The following is a 24,258-nucleotide window of genomic DNA, read 5'->3' on the forward strand; positions in this document are numbered from 1 at the left end:
CGTTCAGGAGAGCCGTGACGGAAGCGGCACCGACCGCCGCTCTCAGGAGCCGACCGGCGAAACCGACCAGGATTCCCGGGAGTTGAGTACGGCGGTCGTGCACCCGGCAAGCTCCTTGTACCCCTGGGAGACAGCCGACGCCTGCTCCGCGGACACCGGGCCGCCGATCTCCTCGGCCAGGGCGATGATCTTCTCCGGGCCCGACTCGCGGTTGGCCAGCACGAGTTGGTTCAGGGGTTCGCGGCGCAGGTGCTCGTACTCCTCCAGGGCCCGTACGGGATCGTCGTGCCGGGACAGCGCCCAGGCCAGGACACGTGCGTCGACGATCGACTGGGAGCCGCCGTTCATGCCCATGGGGTACATGGGATGGGCGGCGTCGCCGACCAGCGTCACCCGGCCGAAACTCCAGCGCGGCAGCGGGTCCCGGTCCACCATCGGGTACTCGTGGATGCCGGTGGAGCCGCGGATCAGTTCGGGCAGATCGACCCAGGGCAGCTCCCAGCCGGCCAGCCCGGCCAGCGCCTCGTCCATCGGGACCGGGCGGTGGGAGCGGTCGAGTTCCTCGCCGCGCTCCGGTCGACGGATCACCTCCAGCACCCAGTTCATCAGCGTGGGGCCGCCCTCGACCGCCGGGTCGGCGACGGGGTAGGCGACGAACTTGTCCCCGGGGCGACCGCCGGCCACCACGATGGCCCGCCCGCCGAGGAGGTGCGGGTACCGGCTCAGGCCCCGCCACATCTGGACGCCGTTGCCCCGCGGCGGCCCCTCGTCGGGGTGGAGTCGGTCCCGCAGCCGGGAGTCGATGCCGTCGGCGCCGACGAGGACATCGGCGTCGAGCACGACGGAGGCGCCGGTGCGGCGGTCGACGAACTGCGCCGCCACGCCCGGCTCTTGGTGCTCGAATCGTTCGAAGGCCATGCCGGTGCGGACCGCGTCGGGGCCGATGCGGGTACGGACCGCGTCCAACAGCAGCATCTGCAACTTGCCCCGGTGGACGGAGAATTGGGGCCACCGGTAGCCGGCCGCCAGACCGAGCGGTTCCTCCCAGATCCGGCGTCCCCGACGATCGCAGTAGACCAGCCGCTCCGGCGGCAGCGCGATGGCCTCCAGGGCATCGCCGAGCCCGAGTTCGGTGAGTTCGCGTACGGCGTGGGGAAGCAGGTTGATGCCGACGCCCACCGCGTGCAGTTCCCGGGCGGACTCGCAGACGAGCGGAGTCATCCCCGCGGCGTGCAGACTCAGAGCGGTGACAAGACCGGCGACGCCGCCGCCCACCACGACAACCTTCACGTGTTCTCCCTTGCGTTCGAGGTCCGGGTGTTCGGGGTCCACCGCACCAACTCGACCTGGACGGCTGCCAGTTCGGCGGGTGCGACAAGAACGGCCGCAAGCCCGGACGCCGCCGTCAGCTTATCCGGAGGAATCATCTCCAGGTAAGATGATGTTGTTGCGCGGCGGTCCGATCGCGCTCGGAGCAGCACTGTCCGTCGTGGATCAGACGCCATTGAAGGGACCCCCGATGACTCACCCGTACGACCGGGATCGCTTACCGCAGGGTGCCGCCGAGGCCCGACTCGTCCATGTGGCACGGTTCGTGGCGCCGGTCGTCGCGGCCCACGTCGAACAGACCGAGCAGCAGCGCACGTTGGCCGAGCCGAGCGTGAAGGCGCTGCGCGAGGCCGGACTGTTCACCCTGGGCACCCCGCGCCGTTACGGCGGCCACGGCGCCGGCGTGCGCACCGCCGTCGACGTGTGTGCCGAGCTGGCCGCGGGATGCGCGTCGAGTTCCTGGCTCGTCGGTATCGCCTACGGGGCCGCGCTGTTCGCCTCGCAACTGCCCGACGAGGTGCGCGGCGCGGTCTGGACGTCGGATCCCGATGTCCTGCTCTGCGGGGCCGCCAATCCTTCCGGTTCCGTCACGGCGGTGCCCGGCGGTCTCGAACTCGGCGGGCGGTGGCCGTGGATATCCGGCATCGACCACGCGGCCTGGGTGCTGTTGGGCATCGTTCGGGAGGACCGCGGCCGGCCGGAGCGCGGGCTGGCCCTCGTCCCCGCGGCCGAACTGACGGTGGCGGACACCTGGCACATGGCCGGCATGCGCGGCACCGGAAGCCGTACGGCCCTGGCGGAGCGCCTCTTCGTCCCGGACGAGCGGTTCGTGTCGTTCGCCGAGATCGCCGAGGGGATCGGCGTCCGGCGTCATCCGGGCGAGGCCCGGGTCGTCTTCCCACTGTCCATCAACCTCCCGCTGGTCGGCACGGGTGTCGGCATCGCCCGCGGCGCCCTGGAACTGGTCGTCCGGGACCTCGCGGGCGGCAAGCGGTCCGTCTCCCCCCTGCACTCCCACACGGCGGATGCGGCTCCTCACCAACTGAACGTCGCCCAGGCCGCCACGTTGATCGACACGGCCCGACTGCACGTACGGCGCGCGGCCGACGAGATCGACGAGGCCGCGCGCGAGGGACGGCGCCCCGACCTGGAGACCCGGGCGCGACTGCGGATGGACGGCAGCCACGCGATGCGCTGCGCCCGCGACGCCGTCAGCCTCCTGCTCGACACGGCCGGCGCGAGCAGCCTCTCCGACGACTCACCGCTGCAACGCGCCTGGCGCGACATCGGGACGGCCTCCCGCCACGCGGCACTGAGCGTCGAGACCAGCCGCGAGCTCTACGGCCGTGTCCTGCTCGGCCGGCCGCTCCCCCACACCGACGTCGTCTGATCCCCGTACCGACATACCGACGTACCGACATACCGATGACGACCGATCCCGGCAGCGCAAGCGAAGGAGACCCGAACCGGTGGGTGCACCCCGACCGTCAACGGGCCCGGTCCGACCGACGGCGGACCGCAAGGTCGCTCTCGTCACCGGCGCCGCCCGTGGCATCGGCGCCGCGATCGCCGGGGAACTGCACCGGCGCGGTCTGCGGGTGGCACTGCTGGACCAGGACCGCAACGGAGCGCGGGCCCTGGCCAAAACCCTTGATCCTCAAGGGGATTCGGCCATGGCGGTGCACGCCGACGTCGGCGACCCCGAGGAGACACGGCGCGCGGTGCGGGCGGTGTCCTCGGCGTGGCGCAGCCCCGACGTCCTGGTCAACAACGCGGCGCGCACGGCACCCGGCTCGGTGTGGGACGTCGAGCTCGACGAGTGGGACGCCCTCATGGCCACCAACCTGCGCAGCGTCCTCGTCCTCACCCGGCTCTGCGCCCCGGCTATGCGGGAGCGCGGCTGGGGGCGTGTCGTCAACCTCGCCTCGCTGGCGGGGCAGCAGGGCGGACTGGTCGCCGGCCCGCACTACGCCGCGGCGAAAGCGGGGGTGCTGGTGCTGACCAAGGTCTTCGCACAGGAACTCGCTCCGCACGGCGTCACCGTCAACGCCGTCGCTCCCGCGGCCGTACAGACGCCCGTGATGGACGAGCTGCCCGCCGAGGCGCTGCGGCGGGCCGCCGAGCGCATTCCCGTGGGCAGGTTCGGGCGGCCCGAGGAGGTGGCCGCGCTCGTGGGACACCTGACGGGGGACGACACCGGATACATCACCGGTGCCACGCTGGACGTCAACGGCGGTCTGTTCATGCGGTGAGAGCGCAGGCCAGGCGTAAGGTTCCGAGCTCGGAAGGGAGATGCGTATGGACGGGGACGGGTCTCCGCGGACGGATCCGGCGGAGACGCTCATCGGCCGTGATCACGACCTCGGGCTGGTCCGGGGGTTCGTCGACGAGGCCATGGTCTCCGGCGGGGCGCTGCTGCTGTCCGGGGACGCCGGTGTCGGCAAGACCGTGCTGCTGGACGCCGCGGCCGGACAGGCCCACGGCGCGGGTGCGCGGGTCGTGCGTGCCGCCGGTGTGGAGTTCGAGAGCAGCATCAGCTTCGCGGGGCTCCACCAGGTCCTTCAGCCGCTGCTGGCCGGGCTCGACCGCCTGACCGACCCGTACCGCACCGCCCTGAGCGTCGCGCTGGGCCTGGACCAGGGCGCGCCCTCCGATCAACTCCTGGTGTCGAACGCGACGCTGACCCTGCTCGTCCAGGCCGCCGCCGAGCGCCCGTTGCTGGTGATCGTCGACGATCTCCCGTGGCTGGACCGGGCCAGCGCCGTGGTGCTGGGTTTCGTCGCCCGCCGTCTGGGCGGCAGCAGGGTCGGCTTTCTCGGCGCCTACCGGTCGGGCGAGGGCAGCTTCTTCGAACGCGGCGGAGTCCCCCTGCACCACGTACAGCCGCTCGACACGCCGGCCGCGGCCGCGTTGATCCAGGCGCGCTCCCCCGCCCTGGCCCCGCGCGTGCGGGAGCGGCTGCTGACGGAGGCGCAGGGCAATCCGCTGGCCCTGCTGGAGCTGCCCGTCGCGCTCAGCGGCCCACAGCGCTCCGGCGCCGCCGTACCCGAACTGCTGCCGTTGAGCCACCGCCTCCAGGCCGTGTTCGCGTCCCGCGTCGAGACGCTGCCCGCCGCGACCCGGCTGCTTCTCCTGTACGCGGTCCTGGACGGCACCGGCGATCTGCGCGTCCTCGCGTCGGCCGCCGCCCGGGGGCCCGGCATGGAAGACCTGGCGCACGCGGAGCGGGCCGGGCTCGTGGACGCGACCGGCGGCCGGCTGGCGTTCCGCCACCCCCTGACCCGCTCCGCCGTCGTGGCGCTCTCCACCAGCGAACAGCGCCGCGAGGTCCATCGCGCGCTGGCGGAGTACCGGTCCGACCGCCCCGAGCGACGCGCCTGGCATCTCGCCCATGCCACGGTCGAGCCCAGCGAGGACGTCGCGAGCCTCCTGGAGGCGGTGGCGCGCGACACCGTACGGCGTGGTGACGCGGGCGGCGCCATCGCCGCGCTGCTGCGCGCCGCCGAGCTGAGCCCACGCGGCTACGAGCGCAGTCGCCGGATCGCCGAGGCGGCCTATCTCGGCGCGGATCTCACCGGCGATCTGCGCGACGTGCCCCGACTGCTCGAAGAGGCCCGCCTCGCCGACGGCGGACGGGCGGGACCGCTGGTCGCGGCCGTCGCGGCGGCCCACCACATCCTCCTCAGCGGCGAGGGCGACCTCGACACCGCCCACCGGCTGCTCGTCGGCGCGATCGACATGCAGCATCAGCCGTACGACGCCACCGATCCCACCATGATCGACGCGCTGTACACCCTCGCCTGGCTGTGCCAGAGCAGTCAGCGCACCGAGCTGTGGAAGCCGCTGCACCGGGCGCTCCGCCTGCTGAAACCGGAGGTCCCGGACCAACTCGCCCTGACCATCGGCACGATGGCCGACCCGGCCCGCACGGCACCGCCCGCGCTCGGGAGGCTCGACGAGGCCATCGCGGCTCTCGACCGGGAGGCCGACCCGGTCCGGGTCATCCGGCTCGCCATGACCTCCCTCTACGTCGACCGGTTGCCGGCCTGCCGGACGGCGCTGCGGCGCGTGCTGCGCGACGGGCGGGACAACAGCTCGCTCACCGTGGAGATCCAGGGGCTGGTGTATCTGGGCAGGGACCATTTCGCGTCGGGTGAGTGGGACGAGCTGGAGGCGCAGGCCGCACAGGGCCGGGATCTGGGCGAGGCCCACAGCTACCAGTTGCTGTCGACGGAGTTCCTGTACCAGCGTGCGCTGGTCGCCGCCGCCCGCGGCGACGAGACCGTCACCCGCGCCCTGACGGACGAGATGACCCTGTGGGCGACCCCGCGCGGGGTCGGCTCCTACCTGTCGTGCGCCTCGCACGCGCGGGCGCTCGCCGCGCTCGGCCAGGGACGCTTCGAGGACGCCTACCGGCACGCGTGCGCCATCAGCCGCGCGGGGGAACTCGCCTCGCACGTCCCCCCGGCGCTGTTCGTCGTCATGGATCTCGTCGAGGCGGCCGTCAGAACGGGCCGGACCACGGAGGCGACGGCTCACGCGGCGGCGGCCCAGGAGGCCGGCATCGCCGCGATCTCGCCACGGCTCGCCCTGCTCGTGAAGGCGTCGGCGGCCCTCGCGGCCGTGGACCACGAGGCGATCGGCCTGTTCGAGGAGGCCCTCGCGGTCCCCGGCACCGACCGCTGGCCCTTCGAACTGGCCCGGGTCCGCCTCGCCTACGGCGAACGCCTCCGCCGGGTGAAGTCCACGACGGAGGCACGCACCCAACTCGCCGACGCCATCGACACGTTCGAGCGTCTCGGCGCCCGCCCCTGGACCGCCCGGGCGGGCAACGAGCTGCGGGCGACCGGCCTGTCCGTCGGCGCCGCCGGGGTCACCGGCCCGGCGTCACTGACACCCCAGCAACGGGAGATCGCCCTCCTCGCGGCGGCCGGCCTCACCAACAAGCAGATCGCGGAACGCCTCTTCCTCTCCCCGCGCACCGTCGCCGCCCACCTGCGCCAGCTCTTCCCCAAACTGGGCGTGGCCTCCCGCGCCGCACTGCGCGACGCGCTGGCGGAGCTGCCACCGGACTAGGGCGGGGACGGGGACGGGGACGGGGACGATCAGAAGATGCCCTGCCCCGGCACCAGGATCCCCTTCGGGTCGTACGTCTTCCTGGCCTCGGCGAACCGGTGCCAGACCGGCCCGAACTGCCGCTTCCAGTCGGCGTGTTCGAAGGGGACCGAGCCGACCGGGTACTGGGTGCCTCCGACCGCACGGACCGCCTCGTACGCGGACCGGTTGGCGCTCAGCAGGCGTTGCACGGTCGCGGTGTCCTCGGGCGGCGCGGCGCGGAGGACCGCGAACAGGTAGGGAACCGGGTCGTCGGGCATGCGCAGCAGCGGGGTGTGCAGGTGCTCGCGCAGCAGGGGGTACAGGAGGACGACTCCGGGTCCCAGGTCGGCCGGGGTGAGCGCGTCCAGCAGGGTGCCGGCCACGTCCGCGGTGCTACGGCCCGGCAGCACCAGGTTGAGCCAGGGGTGGGCGTAGGCCCACAGGCCCGCTTCCTTCAGGGCGGCGACGGAGGGGGCGAGCCGGTCGAGGAAGGCGTAGTAGCCGAGGTCGGTGATCTGGGCGCCGGCGGGGTTGTGGCGCAGACCGCGCAGGAGCACGGTGTCGTCCGGGGTGTCCCCCACCGGCGGTCCGTAGGCGACGGCCTCGATGGCGAACTGGTTGAAGGCACCGGCGGTGTCCGCGCTCACCTGGCCCTCGACGTAGGCGAACCGCCCCTCGGTGGCGAGGAGCCGCTGGTCGTCGAGGAAGGTCCGCAGGTCGTCGTACGGCAGGAGGTAGTGCCGTACGGTCTCCGGGGCCGGGACGAGTCGCAGGGTGGCGCCGACGATCACCGCGCACTGGCCGAGGCCGGCGAGCACGGCGTGGAAGAGGTCGTGGTGTCGGGTCGGGGAGCAGCGGAGCAACTCCCCCGCTCCGGTGACGACTTCGAGTTCGAGGACGTTGTCGACCTGGGCGCCGTGCCGGTGGCTCTGGCCGCCCAGGCCGCCGACGGACAGGGTGCCGCCGACGGAGAGTTCGAGGTAGTCGGTGAAGACGGGCGGTGTCAGACCGTGCGCGAGGGTGGCCTTGGCGACGTCGCTCCACTTCGCGCCCGCGCCGACCGTGACGCGTGAACTGCCCGTCCGCACCGGGCCGATGGAGGCGAGCGGCTCGGTCTCGATGATCAGGCCGCCCTCGGCCTGCGCCTGTCCGTTCGTCCCGTGGCCCTGTCCGCGCGGGGCCACGCGGAGCCCGTGCAGATTGCAGAACCGCACCATCGCGACGACGTCCCGCACGGAGCCGGGCCGCAGCACCGCGGCCGGACGCCGGTGCACGATGTGCCCGAAGTCGTCCGCGTCGGCGGTCAGCGAGGCCTCGTCCGTGTGGAGCGTTCCGTCGAGCCGGGGGACGCCGCTCAGCGGTCCGCCGGAGTCGGTCACCGCCCAGCTCCGGGTGAAGGGGTCGAAGCCGACGACCGCGGCCGAGGCGACGGCCAGGCCGCGCAGAGCGGTGCGTCGGGTCGGAGTGCGGGGCATGTGGTCCTCCTGAGACCGTCCGGGTGAAACGATCAACGACGGCTCAGTCTAGGCACGTTGGGGGTACGCGACAGGGTTCCGTCCCGGCGCGTTCCCCGACCTGTTCGGCGCTTGCCGCGGCGGCCCGGCCCTGCTAATCGTCGCCCTGGCTGCTCGAGTTCTGGCCCGATCGGCGGTTCTTGCCGGAGCTGCGCAGCAGTTCGCTCGCGGTGAGGGTCACCGTCGCCACGACACGCGCCCAGCGGGGCCCGCCGCGCTCGGCCCACACCACACAGGCGCACCCGCCGATGAGGAGCACGAGGACACCGAGCAGCAGTACAACGATCATGTTTCCCACCCCTGGTTCGTACGGTCCGGTGACGCGTACGTTCCTGGTGATCTTCTCAGGCTTGGCGAGTCGGCCCGGGTCACCCCTCCCGCAGCCACGCGCGCGTGCCGAACGAGGCCGATGCCCGCGAGGCCACGGCGGCCGCCGTCCGCAGTGCCTCGGCGAAGCCCGTCGAGGTCAGGCGGTCCTGGAGTGCTAGGTGATGGGCGAGGGCCCCGTGCAGAACGTCGCCCGCGCCCAGCGTGTCCGCGACCTCGACCGCGGGCACCTCGACCACGCCCTCGGCGTCGGGGCCCGCCCACAGGATGGGCTCCGCTCCCCTGCTGACCGCCGACCGGAGGACCCCGTGTTCGCGCAGGAAGCGCAGCGTGTCCGCCGGTGTGCGGGTGCCGGGCGGGTGGAAGTCGGCCGAGCACACGGCGACGTCGAGCAGCGGCAGCAGCTCCTCCGTGCCGGGCTTCCAACTGCCGCCGTCGAACAGGGTCTTACGGCCGGCGGCACGCGCGAGACGGGCCGCGGCGACGGCGAGTTCCATGTGGTGGCCGTCGAACTCGACGAGGTCGCAGGCCGCCACCAGCGCGTCGAGGTCGTCGGGCGGGGCGAGCCGGTGTGCCGTCGCGTTGGTCGAGGCGACGGCGCGTTCCCCGGTCGACGCGGTCACGAGGACGGAGGAGACGGCGGGCGGTCGCGTCGAGCCGGCGGCCAGGTCGGACACGGTCACGCCCAGCGCGTTCAGGTCGGCGGCGACCCCCACTCCCAAGGGGTGGCGGCCGATCGCCGTCAGCAACGTGGCCGTACCGCCGAGATGACTGAAGGCCACGGCCGCGTTCGCCGCCGGGCCGCCCGCGGCGATCACCTGGTCCCGGGCGGTGAGCTTCTCGTTCGGGCCCGGTGCGTGGTCCACGAGCTGGACGACGTCCAGGGTGCACAGCCCGACGAACAGTCCTGCGGGGCGTCCTCTTTCCACCGACGGTCTCCTCGCTCGATTTACTAACAATTGGTTGAGCAGTCCAGGCTGATAAATCTAGTGTTAGTACCCATGAAGGTGGACAGTCCGCACGACACCGCCCGGCTCGCGTCCGAACTGCGGCTCGCGGTCGGCCGGTTGACCCGGCGCCTGCGCCAGGCGCACGCCGTGGGCGATGTGTCGCTCTCCGGAGTCTCGGTCCTGGCCCGGCTCGCCCGTGACGGCGCCGAGTCGCCGACGTCCCTCGCCGAGGCGGAGCGGGTCCGCCCGCAGGCCATGGCGAGCACGCTCGCGCTGCTCGAACAGCGCGGGCTGGTCCGCCGTAGCCCCGATCCGGCCGACGGGCGGCGCAGCATCCTGGAGATCACCGACGAGGGACGTGCCGTGCTGGACGAGCGGCGCTCCGCGTCGGTGCACCGACTGGGCGCAGTCCTCGACGAGTTCACCGCGCAGGAGCGCGCGACCCTGGCGTCGGCCCTGCCTCTCCTCGACCGACTGGCCGAGCGACTGTGAGCGGGACAGGGCACATACCCGGCGACAGTGCTCGGCCGCCCTTGTTGCGTGCCGTGCGCTCGGGACGTCGTAAGGACACTCCTCCCGGGCCCAACTACAAGTGGGTCGCGCTGTCGAACACGACCCTCGGCGTGCTGATCGCCACGATGGACGCCTCGATCGTGATCATCTCGCTGCCGGCGATCTTCCGCGGTATCGGCCTCGATCCGCTCGCGCCGGGCAACATCGGCTATCTGCTCTGGATGATCCTGGGCTATCTGCTGGTCTCGGCGGTACTGGTCGTCGTGCTCGGGCGGCTCGGTGACATGTTCGGCCGGGTGAAGATCTACAACATCGGCTTCCTGATCTTCGCGTGTGCGTCCGTCGCGCTGTCCCTCGACCCGTTCCGCGCGGGAGCGGGGGCGATGTGGCTGATCCTGTGGCGCGTCGTGCAGGCCTTCGGCGGTTCCATGCTCACCGCCAACTCGGCCGCCATCCTCACCGACGCCTTCCCCGCCCGGCAGCGCGGAATGGCGCTCGGCATCAACCAGATCACCGCGCTCGCCGGCCAGTTCCTCGGCCTGCTCGCGGGTGGTCTGCTGGCCGTCGTCGACTGGCGCGCGGTGTTCTGGGTGAGCGTGCCGATCAGCATCACCGGCACGATCTGGTCGTACCTGAGCCTGCGCGAGACCTCGGCGGGCCGCCCCGGCCGCATCGACTGGCTGGGCAACCTCACCTTCGCGGGGGGCGCCGGAATCCTCCTCGCGGGCATCACCTACGGCATCCAGCCCTACGGCGGCAGCGCCACCGGCTGGGGGAACCCGTGGGTGCTCAGCGGTCTGATCGGCGGCGTCGTCCTGCTGCTGGTCTTCTGCTACGTCGAGTCGCACATCGCCGAACCGATGTTCAACCTGGCCCTGTTCAAGGTGCGTGCCTTCGCCGCGGGCAACCTGGCCGCCCTGTTGACCGCGATCGCGCGCGGCGGGCTCCAGTTCATGCTGATCAGCTGGCTCCAGGGCATCTGGCTGCCGTTGCACGGCTACGACTACGAGGACACCCCGCTGTGGGCGGGCATCTTCATGCTTCCGCTGACGGTCGGCTTCCTCATCGCCGGGCCCGTGTCCGGCTACCTTTCGGACCGGTTCGGCGCGCGGATGTTCTCGACGGTCGGGCTGGTCGTCGTGGCGCTCTCCTTCCTCGGTCTGCTGGCGCTGCCCATCGACTTCGACTACGGGATGTTCGCGGCGCTGCTGCTGCTCAACGGTCTCGGCCAGGGCATGTTCTCCGCGCCCAACACCTCGTCCATCATGGGCAGCGTGCCGAGCGAGTACCGGGGTGTCGCCTCGGGCATGCGCTCCACCTTCCAGAACTCGGGCACCGCCCTGTCCATCGGGGTGTTCTTCTCCCTGATGGTGTCCGGGCTCGCGTCCTCGCTGCCCGCGACGCTGAGCAAGGGGCTCCAGGCCCACGGGGTGCCGGCCGGCGCCGCCGAGCAGGCCGCGTCGCTGCCTCCGGTGAGCACGCTGTTCGCCACCTTTCTCGGCAACAACCCCATCCAGCACCTGCTCGCGTCCAACGGCACCCTCGACCAGGTGACCGCCGCCCAGCGCGCCGTCCTGACCGGTCACACCTTCTTCCCCCGGCTTGTCTCCGGCCCGTTCCACCACGGTCTGACCATCGTCTTCGGCGTCGCCGCGGGCATGGCCCTGGTCTCCGCGGTCGCCTCGGCGCTGCGCGGCGGCCACCGGACCGAACCCGACCCGGAACCGTCGCCGGCGGACCGGCCCCCCACGCCCGCGGGGACGCCCGAGATCTCCCAGACGGGGCCCAACGGGCCGTCGTAGCAAGCGAGTCGGTACGACGTCAGGCGCGCAGGTGGGACAGCAGGCCGTCGGCGGTGGGGTAGGGGCGCTCCTGGGGCAGCAGCCGTGCCGCCGATTCGAGGTCACCGTCGCGGACGAGCGCGTGGATCTCGTGGGCGAGCGGGGTCACGTCGCGGATCCCGACCGTCCACTCGTCCGCGTAGCGTCCCACGGCCTCGCCGGAGAGGCCGAGTTGCAGGGAGCGGTACGGCAAGGGGCGCAGGTGCAGGTCCCGTTCGGGGTCCCACTGGATGCGGGTGGGCGAGCGCTTGAGCCGGCGCTGCCAGGTGGCGAGGTCGGGGTCCAGCCCGCGTTCGTAGCTCGACAGGCAGGCATGGCGCAGGGCCCATTCGAAACCGTCGCGGGTGATCTCGACGGCGAGGACGGTCTCCTGGCCCTCCTTCGTGCCCCAGCCGCAGCGGTACATCATCCACAGGAAGGACGGCTTGATCCAGGTCATCCGGTCGCGCTTCCACACGGCGGGGAAGCGGCCCTCGCGGGCGGCGCGCAGGCCGATCAGCGGGGCGTACGCCTGGTAGACGGTGATCGTGGACTCCGAGTGGAGTGCGCGGATCCGGCGGTGCGGTTCTTCCATGATGCCCAGCGTGGGGCCGGGCGGGTCCGGGTGGCCACCGATTTTCGATCACCGTCCGCTCCGCGGGCGAACCGGCGGCTCTCGCGGAGGGCGACAGCGCGGCCTCCCTGGACGACGTCCGGGAAACCGCGCCGCCCGCGCGCGGGTGTCGTGTCAGGTCACCAGGAGGTATGACCCTGGGACGGCTGGGCCGCCTGAGCGGACTGAGCCGGCTGCTTCGGCGGGAAGACCGAGTCACCGCCGAACAGCGGGGCCACGGGCTCCATCATCTTCGCCTCGGCCTCGCCGATCATCATGTCGGGGTCGAACATGACGATCACGGCGGCGACCAGGAGGACGACGAGCGGGCCGGCGAGCATGACCAGGAGGAACGCGACCAGGTCCGCCGAGGACTGCGAGGCCCCGGCCAGGTTCGTGACGTGGACGGAGACCGCGGCCATGCCGGTGTAGTGCATGCCGGTCACGGCCACGCCCATCACCAGGCTCGCGCCGAGGCTCGCCCACAGCGCGTGGATGGAGACGGCCGCCCACAGCGCCGCGGTGGCGGCGCCGACGGCGATCACGATGGAGAGCAGCACGGTCAGGGTGTCGTAGTGGAGGGTGCCGTTCGTGTGGATGGCGGCCATTCCGAGGTAGTGCATGGCCGCGACACCGAGCCCGGTGACCGTGCCGGCCACCGCCAGGTTCAGCGGGGATCCACCGCGGTAGCCGACGAGGAACACCCCGATGGCGACCACCGCGATGGCCACGAAGAGGCTCAGGATCGTCTTCGTGGTGTCGTAGTTGACCAGCGCGCCCTCGACGCTGAAGCCGATCATCGCGATGAAGTGCATGGTCCATATGCCGCAGCCGATCGAGACGGCGCCCAGCGCCAGCCAGCGGGCTCTGTGCTGCGGACGGCGCAGCGAACGGGTCGTGCAGCGCAGCCCGAGGGCCGCTCCCAGGCACGCCATCAAGTAGGCGGCGACGGGGGTCACCGCGCCGTAGTAGAAGTCGGAGACGGTGGCGGCGGTGGCTGTGACGGTCATCGGCGGTTCCCTTCACGTACGTGCCGGCGGACGGCAGCGCAGTCGCGGTGTGCCGGCACGCTGGCGTGACGCACGCTCCCGTCCGGCGGTCCGCGGACAGTCGCGGGCCACGCCGGGCACGGGCCGGTGTCCGGACCTCCGGTCGGGAAGGGCGCGGCGACACAGGGTGCGCTACGGCAGGGGCGCGCGCGGATCGACCACTCCCGCCCCTGCCGCACGTACGTACCGGCTCGGCCGGGCGGACTGACCTGCGCGAGCGCGCGGACATCCTGCTGATCAGCGACAGGACACGGGGAACCGCGCGGTCGAGATCTGGCCACCTGGCCGAGTTGTGCATGATTCAATCACGGCTTACACACATTTCCTGCACAACCTGGATAGGTGTTAGCCGAATCGATACTTCGCCACTACTGCTCACAAAGCCCTCCACCAACGGGAGTTCACCGTCCGGCACTCTGGCCGCCGTCGACGCGGAGGATCTCGCCGGTGACGAAGGTCGCGTTCTCCAGGAAGACGATCGCGTCGACGACATCGGTGACCTCGCCCATCCGCCCGAGCGGGTGCAGCGCGGCGAGACTCGCGGATGTCTCCGGGTGCATGGGGGTCCGGATGACGCCCAGCGCGACCGCGTTGCTGCGGATGCCCCGGGAGGCGTACTCGATCGCCAGCGCCTTGGTGGCGGACTGCAGCCCGCCCTTGGTCAGGGAGGCGAGCACCGAAGGGATCGTGGAGTTGGCGTGGTCGGCGAGGCTGGTGCTGATCTGGACGATGTGGCCGGTGCCCTGACGCAGCATCTGCCGGACGGCGAGCTGGGTGATGTGGAAGAAGCCGGTCAGGTTGACGCCGATGACCGTCTCGTACTCCTCCCGGGAGTAGTCGGTGAACGGTTTGGCGAGGTAGAGGCCCGCGTTGTTGACGAGGGTGTCGATCCGGCCGAACCGTTCGATCGCCGCGGTGGCCACTCGCTCGGCCGTGGCCGGATCGGCGATGTCGCCCCGTACCGTGAGGACGTCCGGGTCCTCGGAGGGGGAGATTCCGCGCGAAGTCGCGACGACGCGGTGGCCGAGCTTCCGGTACGCCTCGACCAGACCGGCGCCGATGCCCTGCGAAGCGCCGGTGATGACGGCGACCTTGTTGACGGGGGTGTCCATGACGGCCCTCCGGGTGGTGACGGCGCGGACGGCCCTTGCCGGCCGGTCTCGCTCGGATGAGGCATGACTACCTGTGCGGAGGCCCGAGGTGAGGGAACTCGGCCGGCAGGTCGTCATGCGAGGGCACCCCGCCCTCGGTGATCTTTCCGTTGGTCAGGAAGGCCATCCGGGCGATGAAGACGTCATCGGTGAGAGCACGCCCGTTGGGATAGGCGGCCGGTAGCCGGCGGTCGTAGCGCAGGAGGTCCGGCAGGACGGTGGCGGCCGCCGCCCGCGCCTCGGCGGACGGATAGCCGTTCCCCTCAAGGATTTTCGTCCACGGCTCCAGGTAATTCGCCACGTCGTCCGTCGGATGCCCGGTGTTGTACGCGTCCTTGGCGTACTCGGGATTGATGAACGGGTTGATCGTCGGATGCCCTCCTCGGTCCACCTGCACGAGCGCGCCGTCGCGGCGCACGCTGACCGTCGCCCACAGGTGGATCACCGGTTCCGGGCCGAGCATGTCGTCGGGCACCTCCAGCGCGATGGACTGCACGTCCTTGCCGGCGAAGGCGTCCTGTCCCGTCCACTCGAAGCCGTGCAGGGCGCCCTCGGCGTCGGCGAAGAACGGATCGCTTCGTACGCCGGTGAACAGTCGGCAGCGGCCCGCGCGCACCGGCCGCGCCGACGCGTCGAAGCCGACCGGTACGGCACGCGCGAGCACCTCACCGCGCGGCTCGGCGCTGCGGGCGTCGGCGCCGGTCGCGTAGAACGCCGTGCCCGTCTGCCCGCCGCCGCTCGCCTCCGTGAACACGAACGAGAAGGCGGCGTCGGCCTGGTTGTCGCCGTCGTTGTCGATGTTGATCCGGTACACCGCGTCCGGGTGCAGCTCAGCGCTCATCAGGAAGGGCGGGGTCGCGCTCAGGCCCGTCGTGAACGGGTTCACGTCGATGATCAACACCGTTCTGCCGGTGTCGCCGGACGCCGGGAAGGCGAACAGGTCGGTCAGGTCCAGGCGCGCGTCGTCGCCGGGGAACTTGAGATAGGCCGCACTGAAGTGGTTGGACATGGCGATTCCGATTCCCTCGATCGGCCACGCGGGGTCACGCAGTGCCGTCTTCGTCGTCCTGGCGCTGCGGCTCGCGGGACGGTGGGTGGCTCTTCGTCCACCGTCCCGCGGCGTCGGGGGCCCTCGCGCCCGTGGAACTCACTGGTCCGTTCCGGGACGAGCGGCAGGGGACGGGCGACCCCCTGGTCCGCCGTGGGCCAGGGAGGACCACGGGCGCGAGCGGCCGCCCGGCCGATCCTGGAGGGGGCCATGGGCGAGGAGAACCGACATGGAGTACCTGGTCACGACGACGACCCGGGCTCCGGGCGGGATCTCGGCCTGCGGCAGGCCGCCGGAACCGGGCAGATGCGGGACGTGCCGCGCTCCCCCGCCGCCCGGCCGACATCGCCATCACGTCAGCCATCGACACGACGGAGCACGCCGTGAACGATCTCTCAGGAAGCACCGTTGTCGTCATCGGCGGCACCTCCGGCATCGGGTTGGAGACGGCGCGCCAGGCGCACGCGGCCGGCGCGAAGACCGTCGTCACCGGTCGTGACCGGACACGGCTCGACGCCGCGCGTGACGAGCTGGGCGCGTCGGCCGCGAGACTCGATCTGGGGGACGCCGCGGGGCTGCACCGGTTCTTCACGGAGCTGCCCGCTCCGGTCGACCATGTCCTCGTCGCCGGTGGCGGACCGTTCTACTCTCCGATCGTCGACATGGACTTCGACCTGGCGCGAAGCGTCCTCGACGAGCATCTGCTGGGATCGCTGCGCGTCGCGCGGGAGTGCGCGACACGCGTCCGCCCCGGCGGATCGCTGACGTACATCACCGGCACGCATGCCCGCCGCCCCGGCCCAGGGCTGAGTCTCGCGGCCATCGCGGCGGCGGCCCTGCCCGCCATCACGGCCGACGCGGCACTCGAAATCGCCCCGGTGCGGGTCAACACCATCGCCGCCGGGTTCGTCGACACCCCGCTGTCGGCCCGCCTGCTCGGCGACGAACTGGAGCGTCGCCGCGCCGAGTTGCGCGCCACGCTGCCGATCCGGCGGGTCGTGGGCCCGTCGGACGTGGCCTCGCTCGCCCTCCATCTGATGACCAACACGGCACTCACCGGGGCGACTTACGACATCGACGGCGGCCAGCAGTTGATCCCCTGAGCCCTCACTCCGGTGTGGCCTCGTACTCGGCGCGGGGCAGCACGTCGCGGAGCTGTCTGCGGGAGGTGATCGACAGCTTGGTGAAGATCTTCCGCAGGTGCCACTCGACGGTGCGCGGGCTCAGGAACAGCCGGGACCCGACCTCCGGATTGGAGAAGCCGTTCTGCACGAGCGACGCGATCTGCCGCTCCTGCGGGGTCAGTTCGTCGCTCGACGAGGCCTCGATCGTGCGCTTGCGGACGGTCTCCCCCGTGGCGAGCAGTTCGCGGCGGGCCCGTTCGGCGAAGGCCTCCATGCCGATCGACGCGAACATCTCGTGGGCCGTACGGAGATGCCCCCGCGCGTCGCTGCGCTGCCGGTCCCGGCGCAGCCACTCGCCGAACAGCAGGTGTGCCCGGGCCAGTTCGGGGCGCAGCGGTGTCCGGCCCAGCCGCTCGATCGCCCGGCGGTAGAGGCGGTCCGCGGGTGCCCCGGTGCTGAGCAGGGCACGGCAGCGGGCCAGGATTCCCTGTGCCCAGTCGGTGTCGCACGGTTCCGCGGCGTCCGTGAGCCGGGCGAGCGCGTCACGGGCGACCTCGTCCTCGCCGATGCGCGCCGCCGCCTCGACGAGTTCGGGCAACACCCAGACAGAGACCCACAGTTCGGCGATCCGGCTGGCGACCTGGGCGGCCGGCATGGCCTGGTCGTAGCGGGCGAGGCCGTTGTAGAGGACGGCGGCGGCCCAGTGGGCGGCCGCGACTCCCATCAACTGGCCGCTCGCACCGGCCTCTTCGATCGTGCCGGCGATCAGGGCCTCGGCCTCGGCGCTACGGCCCCGCAGCGCGCCGAGCCGCAGTTCGACGTGCGGCGCCAGGGGAATGCCGGTCGCCGCGGCGACGACGTCCGCCTCCTCGACGATCGACGCGGCAGCGGTGAGGTCCCCGGTCCAGGTGGTCGCCATGCCCAACGACGCGAGACAGAAAGGGAGTTCGGCCAGAGCACCCGCGGTGCGCACCACCTCGACGGCTCTGCTGTACATGCTGCGCATGGCCCGGTCGTCCCAGACGGCCGCGCTGACACCGTTGGCCACCCAGCCCCACTTCAGGACGTCGGACGCGGGAAGGTCCTCGAGCGCCGCGACCGCCCGCCGGAGCGCGGGGACGGCGGCGGCGCGGCCCTCGGTGACGAGCAGCGCACAGGCCTCGATGACGAGATCGAGGGCGTGGGGGGTTCCCGTCACCGCCGGAAGTGCTCTCATCGCCCGGGAGACCGCCATCAGGCTGTCCGCGTCCGCGGCGACCAGTGCCGAGGTGCCCCACGCGATCAGGTAGGTCTCGCGTGCGAGGCCCTCGTCGAAGGGCTCCAGTCGCCGTGCGGCCGTCAGCAGCAGCGGTGGCGCCTCCTGGTTGAGGCCGGCGGCGAACGTGAGGTGGCTGCGTACGAGTTGGGCCCGGGCACGGGGGAACTCGCCCTGGGCGTACTGGTCCGCGATGTCGGCGAACCGCCGGGCGGCGTCGAGGTCGCCGGCCCGGAGGCTGATGTCCGCCGCCGCCACGGCGCGTTCGGCGCGCCGTGACGTGTCGCCGGTGAGTGCCACGGACCGTTGCAGGAACGCGGCCGCGGCGGCCAGGCCGCCGCGTGCCCGCGCGCGGTCGGCGGAGCGTTCGAGCTCGGCGGCGACGGACTCGTCAGGGCCCGCGGTGGCGGACGCGAGGTGCCAGGCACGTCGGTCCGGGTCGGTCCGCGGGTCGGTGGCCTCCGCCAGGGCGAGGTGCGCGGCCCGGCGGTCCTCCTCCGTCGCCGACCGGTACACGGCCGACCGGACGAGCGGGTGGCGGAACGTGACGCGGATGTCGAACGACAGCAGCCCGTCCGTGCCGCCCACGAGAGCCGTCCGCGGTGTCACGCCGAGCCGCTCGGCCGCCGCCCACACCAGGGCGGGGTCGCCGACCGGCTCCGCGGCGGCGATCAGCAGGAGCAGCCGGGTCTCGTCCGGGAGCGCCTCGATCCGGCTCAGAAAGCTCTGTTCGATACGGCCCGGCAGCGTGTCGCCCGTCAAGAGGCCCAGTCCGCCTGCCAGTTGGGTGACGCTCAGCCCGCGGGGCAGTTCGAGGAGGGCGAGGGGATTGCCCTTGGTCTCCGCGACCAGGCGGTCGCGGATGTCCTGGTCGAGCCGGGTGTGGGTGACCGAGTCGAGCAGGGTGTGGGCGTCGGCGGCGCGCAGCCCGGTGAGCTCCAGCTCCGGCAGTCCGAGCAGGTCCTCAGGTCCCTCACGGGCCCCGAAGACCAGGGCGACCGGCTCCGCCAGCAGCCGCCGGGCGACGAAACCCAGGATCTGCGCCGAGACCCGGTCCATCCACTGCGCGTCGTCGACCAGGCAGAGCAGCGGGTGCTTCTCGGAGGCGTCCGAGAAGAGGCCGAGGACCGCCGTTCCGACCAGGAATCGATCGGGCGGGGGTCCCGCGCGTATCCCGAACACCGTCTCCAGTGCGGCGCACTGCGGCCGGGGAAGGTTCTTCAGACGTTCCAGCAACGGCACGCACACCTGGTGCAGGGTGGCGAACGCGAGCTCCATCTCGGATTCGATGCCGACGGCGTGCAGCACGCGCAGGTCGGCCGCCGCCCGGGTCGCGTAGTCGAGCAGGGCGGATTTTCCGACTCCGGGTGGGCCGTGGACCAGGAGCGTGCTGCTCTCCCCGGTGCGGGCCGCGCTGATCATCCGGTCGAGCAGGGCGCACTCGGTCCGTCTGCCGAGCAGGCCGTTCTTTGCCCCGTCCCGTGAGCTGTGCTCCACATGGGCCACGGTTGCCCGCCTTCGTCGCGGTCTGCCCCCTGTTCACCCTGCACGCTACAGGGGTGGGACCGCACCCTGAATCCTGGCGGGGTAAAGCCACCCTTCGCGGTCTCGCCGCAGGTGGCGGGTCAGGCCACGGACGGAGAATTTCAGGCCACGGAGGTCAGGAAGGCCCGGATCCGCTGCGCGGCCAGGGACAGGAAGTTCTCCCGCAGCTCGGGCTCATGGGCGGCGCGATCGCCGAGAAGGCGCGTCGTGTCCGCCACAACGGTCCCAGCCCGCTCTCGTGGGCCACGGCGTTCTGGATGATCAGCGCCGCAGGCCGCTCCGGGCGGGCCATGGCCATGCGGAATCCCACCGGTCCGCCGCAGTCCTGCACGAGGAGTGTGCGGCGTTCGACGCGAACTCGGTCGGCGCGGGAGCGCTGCTGTGGCCGAACCCCGGGTGGTCGGGTGCGATCAGGCGCCATCGGTCGGGCGGGGCCGGCCTCGCGGTAGAAGATCTCCAGGTCGTCGACCTTCAGCGTGCGGTAACGCGTCACGCCGGCGCCTTCCCGTCCGCGGCCCGGATCTGTTCGTGCAGGTCCTTGAGCGCGGCGACGTAGATCTCCGAGAACGTGGGGAACGGCTGGATCGTGTCCCGCAGTACGTCCAGCGGGATGCGGGCGCGGACGGCGAGGGTCGCCTGTTGCAGCCACTCCCCCGCCTCCGGGCCGAGCGCGTGGGCGCCGGTGATCACCCGGCCGTCGCTGAGCAGCGTGAGGAACCCGTTCGCGTCGGCGTAGGCACGGGTGTAGGCCGCGGTCTTGGCCACCCCGGAGATCGGGACGGTGGCGCTGAACCGTGCCTCGTTCGCGCCGACCGACGCCGCCTGCGGGTCGGTGTAGACCACGCGGGGTACGGCCGTGTAGTCGGCCTCGCGGGGTTCGCCGAGGATATTGGCGGCGACGATCTCGCCCTGGTATTTGCCGACGTGGGTGAGCATCCAGAGCCCGGTGGCGTCGCCGACGACCCACAGCCGCTCGGCGGCACGCAGGCGCGCGTCGACGGGAATGCCGTGCTCGTCGGCCTTCACGCCCACCGTGTCCAGGCCGATGTCGTCGACGCGTGGGCGGCGTCCGGTGGCCACGAGGAGGTGGTCGCCGCGCAGTTCCCGTCCGTCGTCGAGGGTCAGGACGTAGTCCTCGCCCGCACGCCGGGCGGCGACCGTTCCCGGCCCTAGGACCAGCTCGACCCCGTCGCGGCGCAGCACCTCGCCGAGCGCCTCGCCCAGCGACCGGGGTTCGCGGGGCAGGACGAACCGGCCGTGGGCCGTGAGGACCACCTCGCCGCCGAGACGGCGTACGGCCTGGGCCATCTCCACCCCGACCGGGCCGGCGCCGAGCACGATCAGCCGGCGCGGGACCGCCTTCATGGCCGTCACCTCGCGGTTGGTCCATACGCCGGTCAGCTCGGCCAGGCCCGGGACCGGCGGCATGATCGGTGCCGCTCCGGTGGCCACGACGACGTGCTCGGCGGTGTGCCGGGCTCCGGCCACCTCCACGACACCCGGTCCCGCCAGTCGGCCGGTGCCGCGCAGCAGATCGATGCCGTTGTCGGCCAGCCAGCGTTCCTGCCCGGCGTCGGAGTAGTCAGACACCATGAAGTCCCGCCAGGCCAGGGCCTGTTCGACGTCGACCTGGGCGCTCGCCGCGGCCTCTCGGGCACCGTGCACGGCCTCGCCCGGGCGCAGCAGCGTCTTCGACGGGATGCACGCCCAGTACGAGCACTCCCCGCCGACCAGTTCACGTTCCACCAGCGCGACCCGCAGGCCGCCGTCGGCCAGGGCGCCGGCGCAGTGCTCGCCGGGCGATCCCCCGCCGATCACGATGACGTCGTAGTCGTAGTCGTAGTCATGGTCATGGTCATGGTCGTGGCTCATCCGTGTGTCCTCCTCGCCTGCGGCCACCTCGTCTGGTCACCTCACCGGCCCGGACCAGCAGCGCGTCGACGGCTACCCGCCGCTCCCGGGTGGCCTCGCCGAGGTGGGCGACCAGCTCTGCCCGTACCGTTCCGTACCCGCTCCGCGAGCAGTCCCCGGTACCGCCGACCGGACGCGCGCGTGCTCAGGACGGCGGTTCGGTACCCGCCTGCTCGCTCACCATGTACCGGGCGTACCAGTCGGGCCAGTCCGGGTCCTCCGCGCCGGTGCGCGCCTCGTGCTCGCCGTGCGCGGCGGCGGCGCGGCGCAGTGCGGCCGCCAGGTCCCCGGCCGAGGCGAATGTCGTGGCCGCCGGGTCCACGCGGTCCGGGAGCCGGTTGGTGATCTCCTGGAGGATCCAGCCGTTGCCGTCCGGGTCACCGAACGACACGAACGAGCCGTAACTGCTGCGCTGCGGGTCCGGGCCGGGCACGCGGGCGTCGGTCCCGGCGTGGTGGAAGACGCCGCCCTCGTCGTGGAACACGTCGCTCGGGTCGGCGCCGAGCCGCTTGAGTTCGTCGTGGGCGGCGTCGATGTCGTCCACGACCAGGTGCAGGCCCTGCGCCGAGCCCGGTGCCTGGGACGTGACCGAGGTACCGAAGATGACCGAGGCCGGCGAGCCCGGCGGGGTCACCTGGACCACCCGGAAGTCCTCACCGGTGGCGACATCGGCGTCGAGCCGCCAGCCCAGCGCCGTGTAGAAGTCCTTGGCCCGGTCCACGTCCCCGACCGGCACCACGACGACTTCGAGCTTCATGTCCATGGCATGCGCCTCCGTTCTCGGACGAACTTCCGACACCACCAGAATCACCGCCACGGCCCCGGTTCGCGCCAGGGAGTCCCCCTGGCCCGCGGGTCAGAGGCGGTCGGCGTCCAGGACCGCACGGGCGAAGGCCTCCGGAGCCTCCTGGGGCACGTTGTGCCCGATGCCGTCGAGGGCACGGTGGTCGTAGGGGCCGGTGAACTTTCCCCGGTACGCGCTCCCGTCGCCCGCCGGGGTGAAGGGATCCAGCGCACCGTCGAGGGTGACCGTGGGCACGGCGACGGCGGGCCCGGCCGCGAGCTTGGCCTCGATGCCGTCGTAGCGGGGGTCCCCCGCGGCGAGGCCGAGGCGCCAGCGGTAGTTGTGGATCACGATGCCGACGTAGTCCGGGTTCTCGAAGGCCTTCGCGGTTCGGTCGAAGGTGGCGTCGTCGAAGTGCCAGGTCGGGGAGACGTTGCGCCAGATCAACTTGGCGAAGTCGTGCCCGTACTGGCTCAGACCCAGCTCACCGCGCTCGGTGGCGAAGTAGTACTGGTACCACCACGCCAACTCGGCCGCCGGGGGCAGCGGTTGCTTGTTCTTCTCCCGGTTGGTGATGAGGTAGCCGTTGACCGAGACCAGCGCCTTGCACCGCTTGGGCCACAGCGCCGCGATGATGTCGGCCGTCCGCGCTCCCCAGTCGAAGCCGGCGAGCAGCGCCCTCTCGATCCGCAGGGTGTCCAGCAGGGCGATGATGTCCAGGGCCACCACCGCCTGCTGGCCGTTGCGGAAGGCCTTCGCCGACCGGAACGTGGTGGTGCCGTAGCCCCGCAGGTAGGGCACGATCACCCGGTACCCCTCGGCGGCCAGCAGGGGTGCGACGTCGACATAGCTGTGGATGTCGTACGGCCAGCCGTGCAGCAGGACGACCACCGGGCCCTTCGCCGGACCGGCTTCCGCGTAACCGATGTTCAGCTCACCGGCTCTGACCTGCTTCAGCGACTCGAAGGACGTACGGCCCGTCGCCTGCCCGGCAGGGGACGCCTCCGGCGCGGAAGGGGCGGCGGACGCGGGGGACGAGCTGAGCCAGCCGGTCAGGGACGCGGCCGCGGTCCCGGCTCCGACGGTCTTGCCGAGGGCTCGCCTGTTGATCATGTGTACCGTCCTGCCTCTGGGTGTGCCGGGGGTGCCGCCCGCGGGAGGGCGGCCCCGATCAGGTTCGACCGCCGGTCGTCGTGGGCGCCACGACCGGTTTCCTCGCAGGTGGGAGACACCGCCTCTCGCCCAGGGACCAGTCAGGCGCGAGAGCGCTACTTCAGCAACTCCAGCAGCCGCTCACCGAGGACCGCGGCCGAGTCGGGGTTCTGCCCGGTGATGAGGTTGCGGTCCTCCACCATGTACGGCTTCCAGATCTCGCCGCGGCTGAACTCGACGCCGATCTTGTCCTTCAGCTCCGTCTCCAGCAGCCAGGTCACCCTGGAGGCCAGGCCGACGCCTTCCTCCTCGTCGTTGGTGAAACACGTCATCCGGTAGCCCTTGAAGGGCGACACGCCGTGGATCCGCGTGGCGAGGATCGCGGAGGGGCCGTGACACACGATCGCGAGCGGCCTTCCCGAGGCGAGCTGCGCGGTCAGGATCCGGCCCACGTCGGCGTCCCATGCCAGGTCCGCCATCGGGCCGTGGCCGCCGGGCAGGTACACCGCGTCGTAGTCCTCGACACGGACGTCCGACAACTGGAGCGGTCGCCGCATCACCTCCGCGGACCGGATGATCTCCTCCAGGTCGAGGGCGCCCTGCTCACCGCCCGTCATGGAGGGGCGCAGGCTCATCATGTCTACGTTCGGTGTCACGCCGTTCGGTGTCGCGACCACGACGTCGTGACCCGCCTCCGTGATCAGCTTGTACGGGGCCGCGAATTCCTCGGCCCAGTACCCGGTCGCGTACCTGGTGCCGTCCTTGAGCACCCAGTACGTGGCTCCGGTCAGCACGAAAAGAACCCTCGCCATCGCGATCACTCCTGCCGTCCAGGGCCCGGCCCCTGCGTTCACACTGCGGAACCGTCACCTGCTGCCACGGTCCCGCGCGCGGTCCCTCGGTCGCACCGGTGGGACACCCTGGTCGTGGTCCCCGGACCCGCGGAAAGCCACGGGGCGGGAGGCGGGGCGTGGCGTGGCCCACGGCTCAGCCGCTCCGTCCAGGGTTCTCCCGCGCCGCCCCGGCCGCCGCCTCCGCATGATCCGGGTCAGCGGGTCGCCCTGGGCCCGGTCCGC

19 protein-coding genes and 1 pseudogene are annotated in these 24,258 nt (G+C 72.1%); 6 read left to right on the forward strand and 14 right to left on the reverse strand.

The features are described from left to right. Positions 1–42: 42 nt before the first annotated feature. Positions 43–1,290, reverse strand: coding sequence for an FAD-dependent monooxygenase (locus OG223_RS03385; RefSeq protein WP_329242072.1), 1,248 nt, complete (start codon positions 1,288–1,290; stop codon positions 43–45). Further along, positions 1,287–1,427, reverse strand: coding sequence for a hypothetical protein (locus tag OG223_RS03390; RefSeq protein ID WP_329242074.1), 141 nt, complete (start codon positions 1,425–1,427; stop codon positions 1,287–1,289). The genes OG223_RS03385 and OG223_RS03390 overlap by 4 nt, the downstream gene beginning before the upstream one ends. Before the next feature lie 92 nt (positions 1,428–1,519). On the opposite strand from OG223_RS03390, the gene OG223_RS03395 reads away from it, so the two are divergent. The 3 genes from OG223_RS03395 to OG223_RS03405 all read left to right on the forward strand — a co-directional run bounded on the left by OG223_RS03395 (position 1,520) and on the right by OG223_RS03405 (position 6,405). Next, positions 1,520–2,719 carry an acyl-CoA dehydrogenase family protein gene (locus OG223_RS03395; RefSeq protein WP_329242077.1) on the forward strand — a complete coding sequence of 400 codons (1,200 nt, stop codon included), beginning with the start codon at positions 1,520–1,522 and terminating at the stop codon, positions 2,717–2,719. 79 nt (positions 2,720–2,798) lie between these two features. Then, positions 2,799–3,581 carry an SDR family oxidoreductase gene (locus OG223_RS03400; RefSeq protein ID WP_329242080.1) on the forward strand — a complete coding sequence of 261 codons (783 nt, stop codon included), beginning with the start codon at positions 2,799–2,801 and terminating at the stop codon, positions 3,579–3,581. 40 nt (positions 3,582–3,621) lie between these two features. Further along, positions 3,622–6,405, forward strand: coding sequence for an ATP-binding protein (locus tag OG223_RS03405; RefSeq protein ID WP_329242083.1), 2,784 nt, complete (start codon positions 3,622–3,624; stop codon positions 6,403–6,405). A 29-nt stretch (positions 6,406–6,434) separates the two neighbouring features. On the opposite strand, the gene OG223_RS03410 is transcribed toward OG223_RS03405, so the two are convergent. The 3 genes from OG223_RS03410 to OG223_RS03420 form a co-directional block, all read right to left on the reverse strand. Then, complete coding sequence (locus OG223_RS03410; RefSeq protein ID WP_329242086.1) at positions 6,435–7,901, reverse strand: FAD-binding protein; 1,467 nt, start codon at positions 7,899–7,901, stop codon at positions 6,435–6,437. Between the two features lie 133 nt (positions 7,902–8,034). Then, complete coding sequence (locus OG223_RS03415; RefSeq protein ID WP_329242090.1) at positions 8,035–8,229, reverse strand: hypothetical protein; 195 nt, start codon at positions 8,227–8,229, stop codon at positions 8,035–8,037. Positions 8,230–8,308: 79 nt separating this feature from the next. Beyond that, entirely contained in the window at positions 8,309–9,196 is an 888-nt protein-coding gene (locus tag OG223_RS03420) for a PfkB family carbohydrate kinase (RefSeq protein ID WP_329242096.1), read from the reverse strand. Between the two features lie 72 nt (positions 9,197–9,268). Between OG223_RS03420 and OG223_RS03425 the strand changes: the two genes are divergently transcribed. Next, the gene (locus tag OG223_RS03425) at positions 9,269–9,709 is read left to right on the forward strand and encodes a MarR family winged helix-turn-helix transcriptional regulator (protein ID WP_329242101.1); all 441 of its coding nucleotides are present in this window, start codon (positions 9,269–9,271) and stop codon (positions 9,707–9,709) included. Between the two features lie 146 nt (positions 9,710–9,855). Beyond that, the gene (locus OG223_RS03430; protein WP_443073831.1) at positions 9,856–11,532 is read left to right on the forward strand and encodes an MFS transporter; all 1,677 of its coding nucleotides are present in this window, start codon (positions 9,856–9,858) and stop codon (positions 11,530–11,532) included. A 19-nt stretch (positions 11,533–11,551) separates the two neighbouring features. On the opposite strand, the gene OG223_RS03435 is transcribed toward OG223_RS03430, so the two are convergent. The 4 genes from OG223_RS03435 to OG223_RS03450 form a co-directional block, all read right to left on the reverse strand. Then, positions 11,552–12,145: a DUF4291 domain-containing protein gene (locus tag OG223_RS03435; RefSeq protein WP_329242108.1), complete on the reverse strand. Its 594-nt coding sequence runs from the start codon at positions 12,143–12,145 to the stop codon at positions 11,552–11,554. A gap of 158 nt (positions 12,146–12,303) precedes the next feature. Next, the gene (locus tag OG223_RS03440; protein ID WP_329242111.1) at positions 12,304–13,173 is read right to left on the reverse strand and encodes an MHYT domain-containing protein; all 870 of its coding nucleotides are present in this window, start codon (positions 13,171–13,173) and stop codon (positions 12,304–12,306) included. 440 nt (positions 13,174–13,613) lie between these two features. Continuing rightward, positions 13,614–14,324 (reverse strand): SDR family NAD(P)-dependent oxidoreductase, encoded by a 711-nt coding sequence (locus tag OG223_RS03445; protein ID WP_329242114.1) that lies wholly within the window; start codon positions 14,322–14,324, stop codon positions 13,614–13,616. A 67-nt stretch (positions 14,325–14,391) separates the two neighbouring features. After that, the gene (locus tag OG223_RS03450; protein ID WP_329242118.1) at positions 14,392–15,372 is read right to left on the reverse strand and encodes a DUF4331 family protein; all 981 of its coding nucleotides are present in this window, start codon (positions 15,370–15,372) and stop codon (positions 14,392–14,394) included. 422 nt (positions 15,373–15,794) lie between these two features. Between OG223_RS03450 and OG223_RS03455 the strand changes: the two genes are divergently transcribed. Next, positions 15,795–16,514, forward strand: a complete 720-nt coding sequence (locus OG223_RS03455; RefSeq protein WP_329242121.1) for an SDR family oxidoreductase — start codon at positions 15,795–15,797, stop codon at positions 16,512–16,514. A 4-nt stretch (positions 16,515–16,518) separates the two neighbouring features. Here the strand turns inward: OG223_RS03455 and OG223_RS03460 are convergent, their stop codons facing one another. The 5 genes and pseudogenes from OG223_RS03460 to OG223_RS03480 all read right to left on the reverse strand — a co-directional run bounded on the left by OG223_RS03460 (position 16,519) and on the right by OG223_RS03480 (position 23,994). After that, positions 16,519–19,287 (reverse strand): helix-turn-helix transcriptional regulator, encoded by a 2,769-nt coding sequence (locus tag OG223_RS03460; RefSeq protein WP_329242123.1) that lies wholly within the window; start codon positions 19,285–19,287, stop codon positions 16,519–16,521. Between the two features lie 537 nt (positions 19,288–19,824). After that, positions 19,825–21,207 (reverse strand): dihydrolipoyl dehydrogenase family protein, encoded by a 1,383-nt coding sequence (locus OG223_RS03465; protein ID WP_329242126.1) that lies wholly within the window; start codon positions 21,205–21,207, stop codon positions 19,825–19,827. Positions 21,208–21,568: 361 nt separating this feature from the next. After that, positions 21,569–22,009 (reverse strand): annotated as a pseudogene (locus OG223_RS03470) (VOC family protein); the annotation flags it as partial. Positions 22,010–22,102: 93 nt separating this feature from the next. After that, positions 22,103–23,143, reverse strand: coding sequence for an alpha/beta fold hydrolase (locus OG223_RS03475; RefSeq protein ID WP_329242132.1), 1,041 nt, complete (start codon positions 23,141–23,143; stop codon positions 22,103–22,105). A gap of 155 nt (positions 23,144–23,298) precedes the next feature. Then, positions 23,299–23,994, reverse strand: a complete 696-nt coding sequence (locus tag OG223_RS03480; protein WP_329242135.1) for a type 1 glutamine amidotransferase domain-containing protein — start codon at positions 23,992–23,994, stop codon at positions 23,299–23,301. Positions 23,995–24,258 lie beyond the last annotated feature (264 nt).

This window comes from Streptomyces sp. NBC_01478, from assembly GCF_036227225.1.
Lineage (GTDB): Bacteria > Actinomycetota > Actinomycetes > Streptomycetales > Streptomycetaceae > Streptomyces.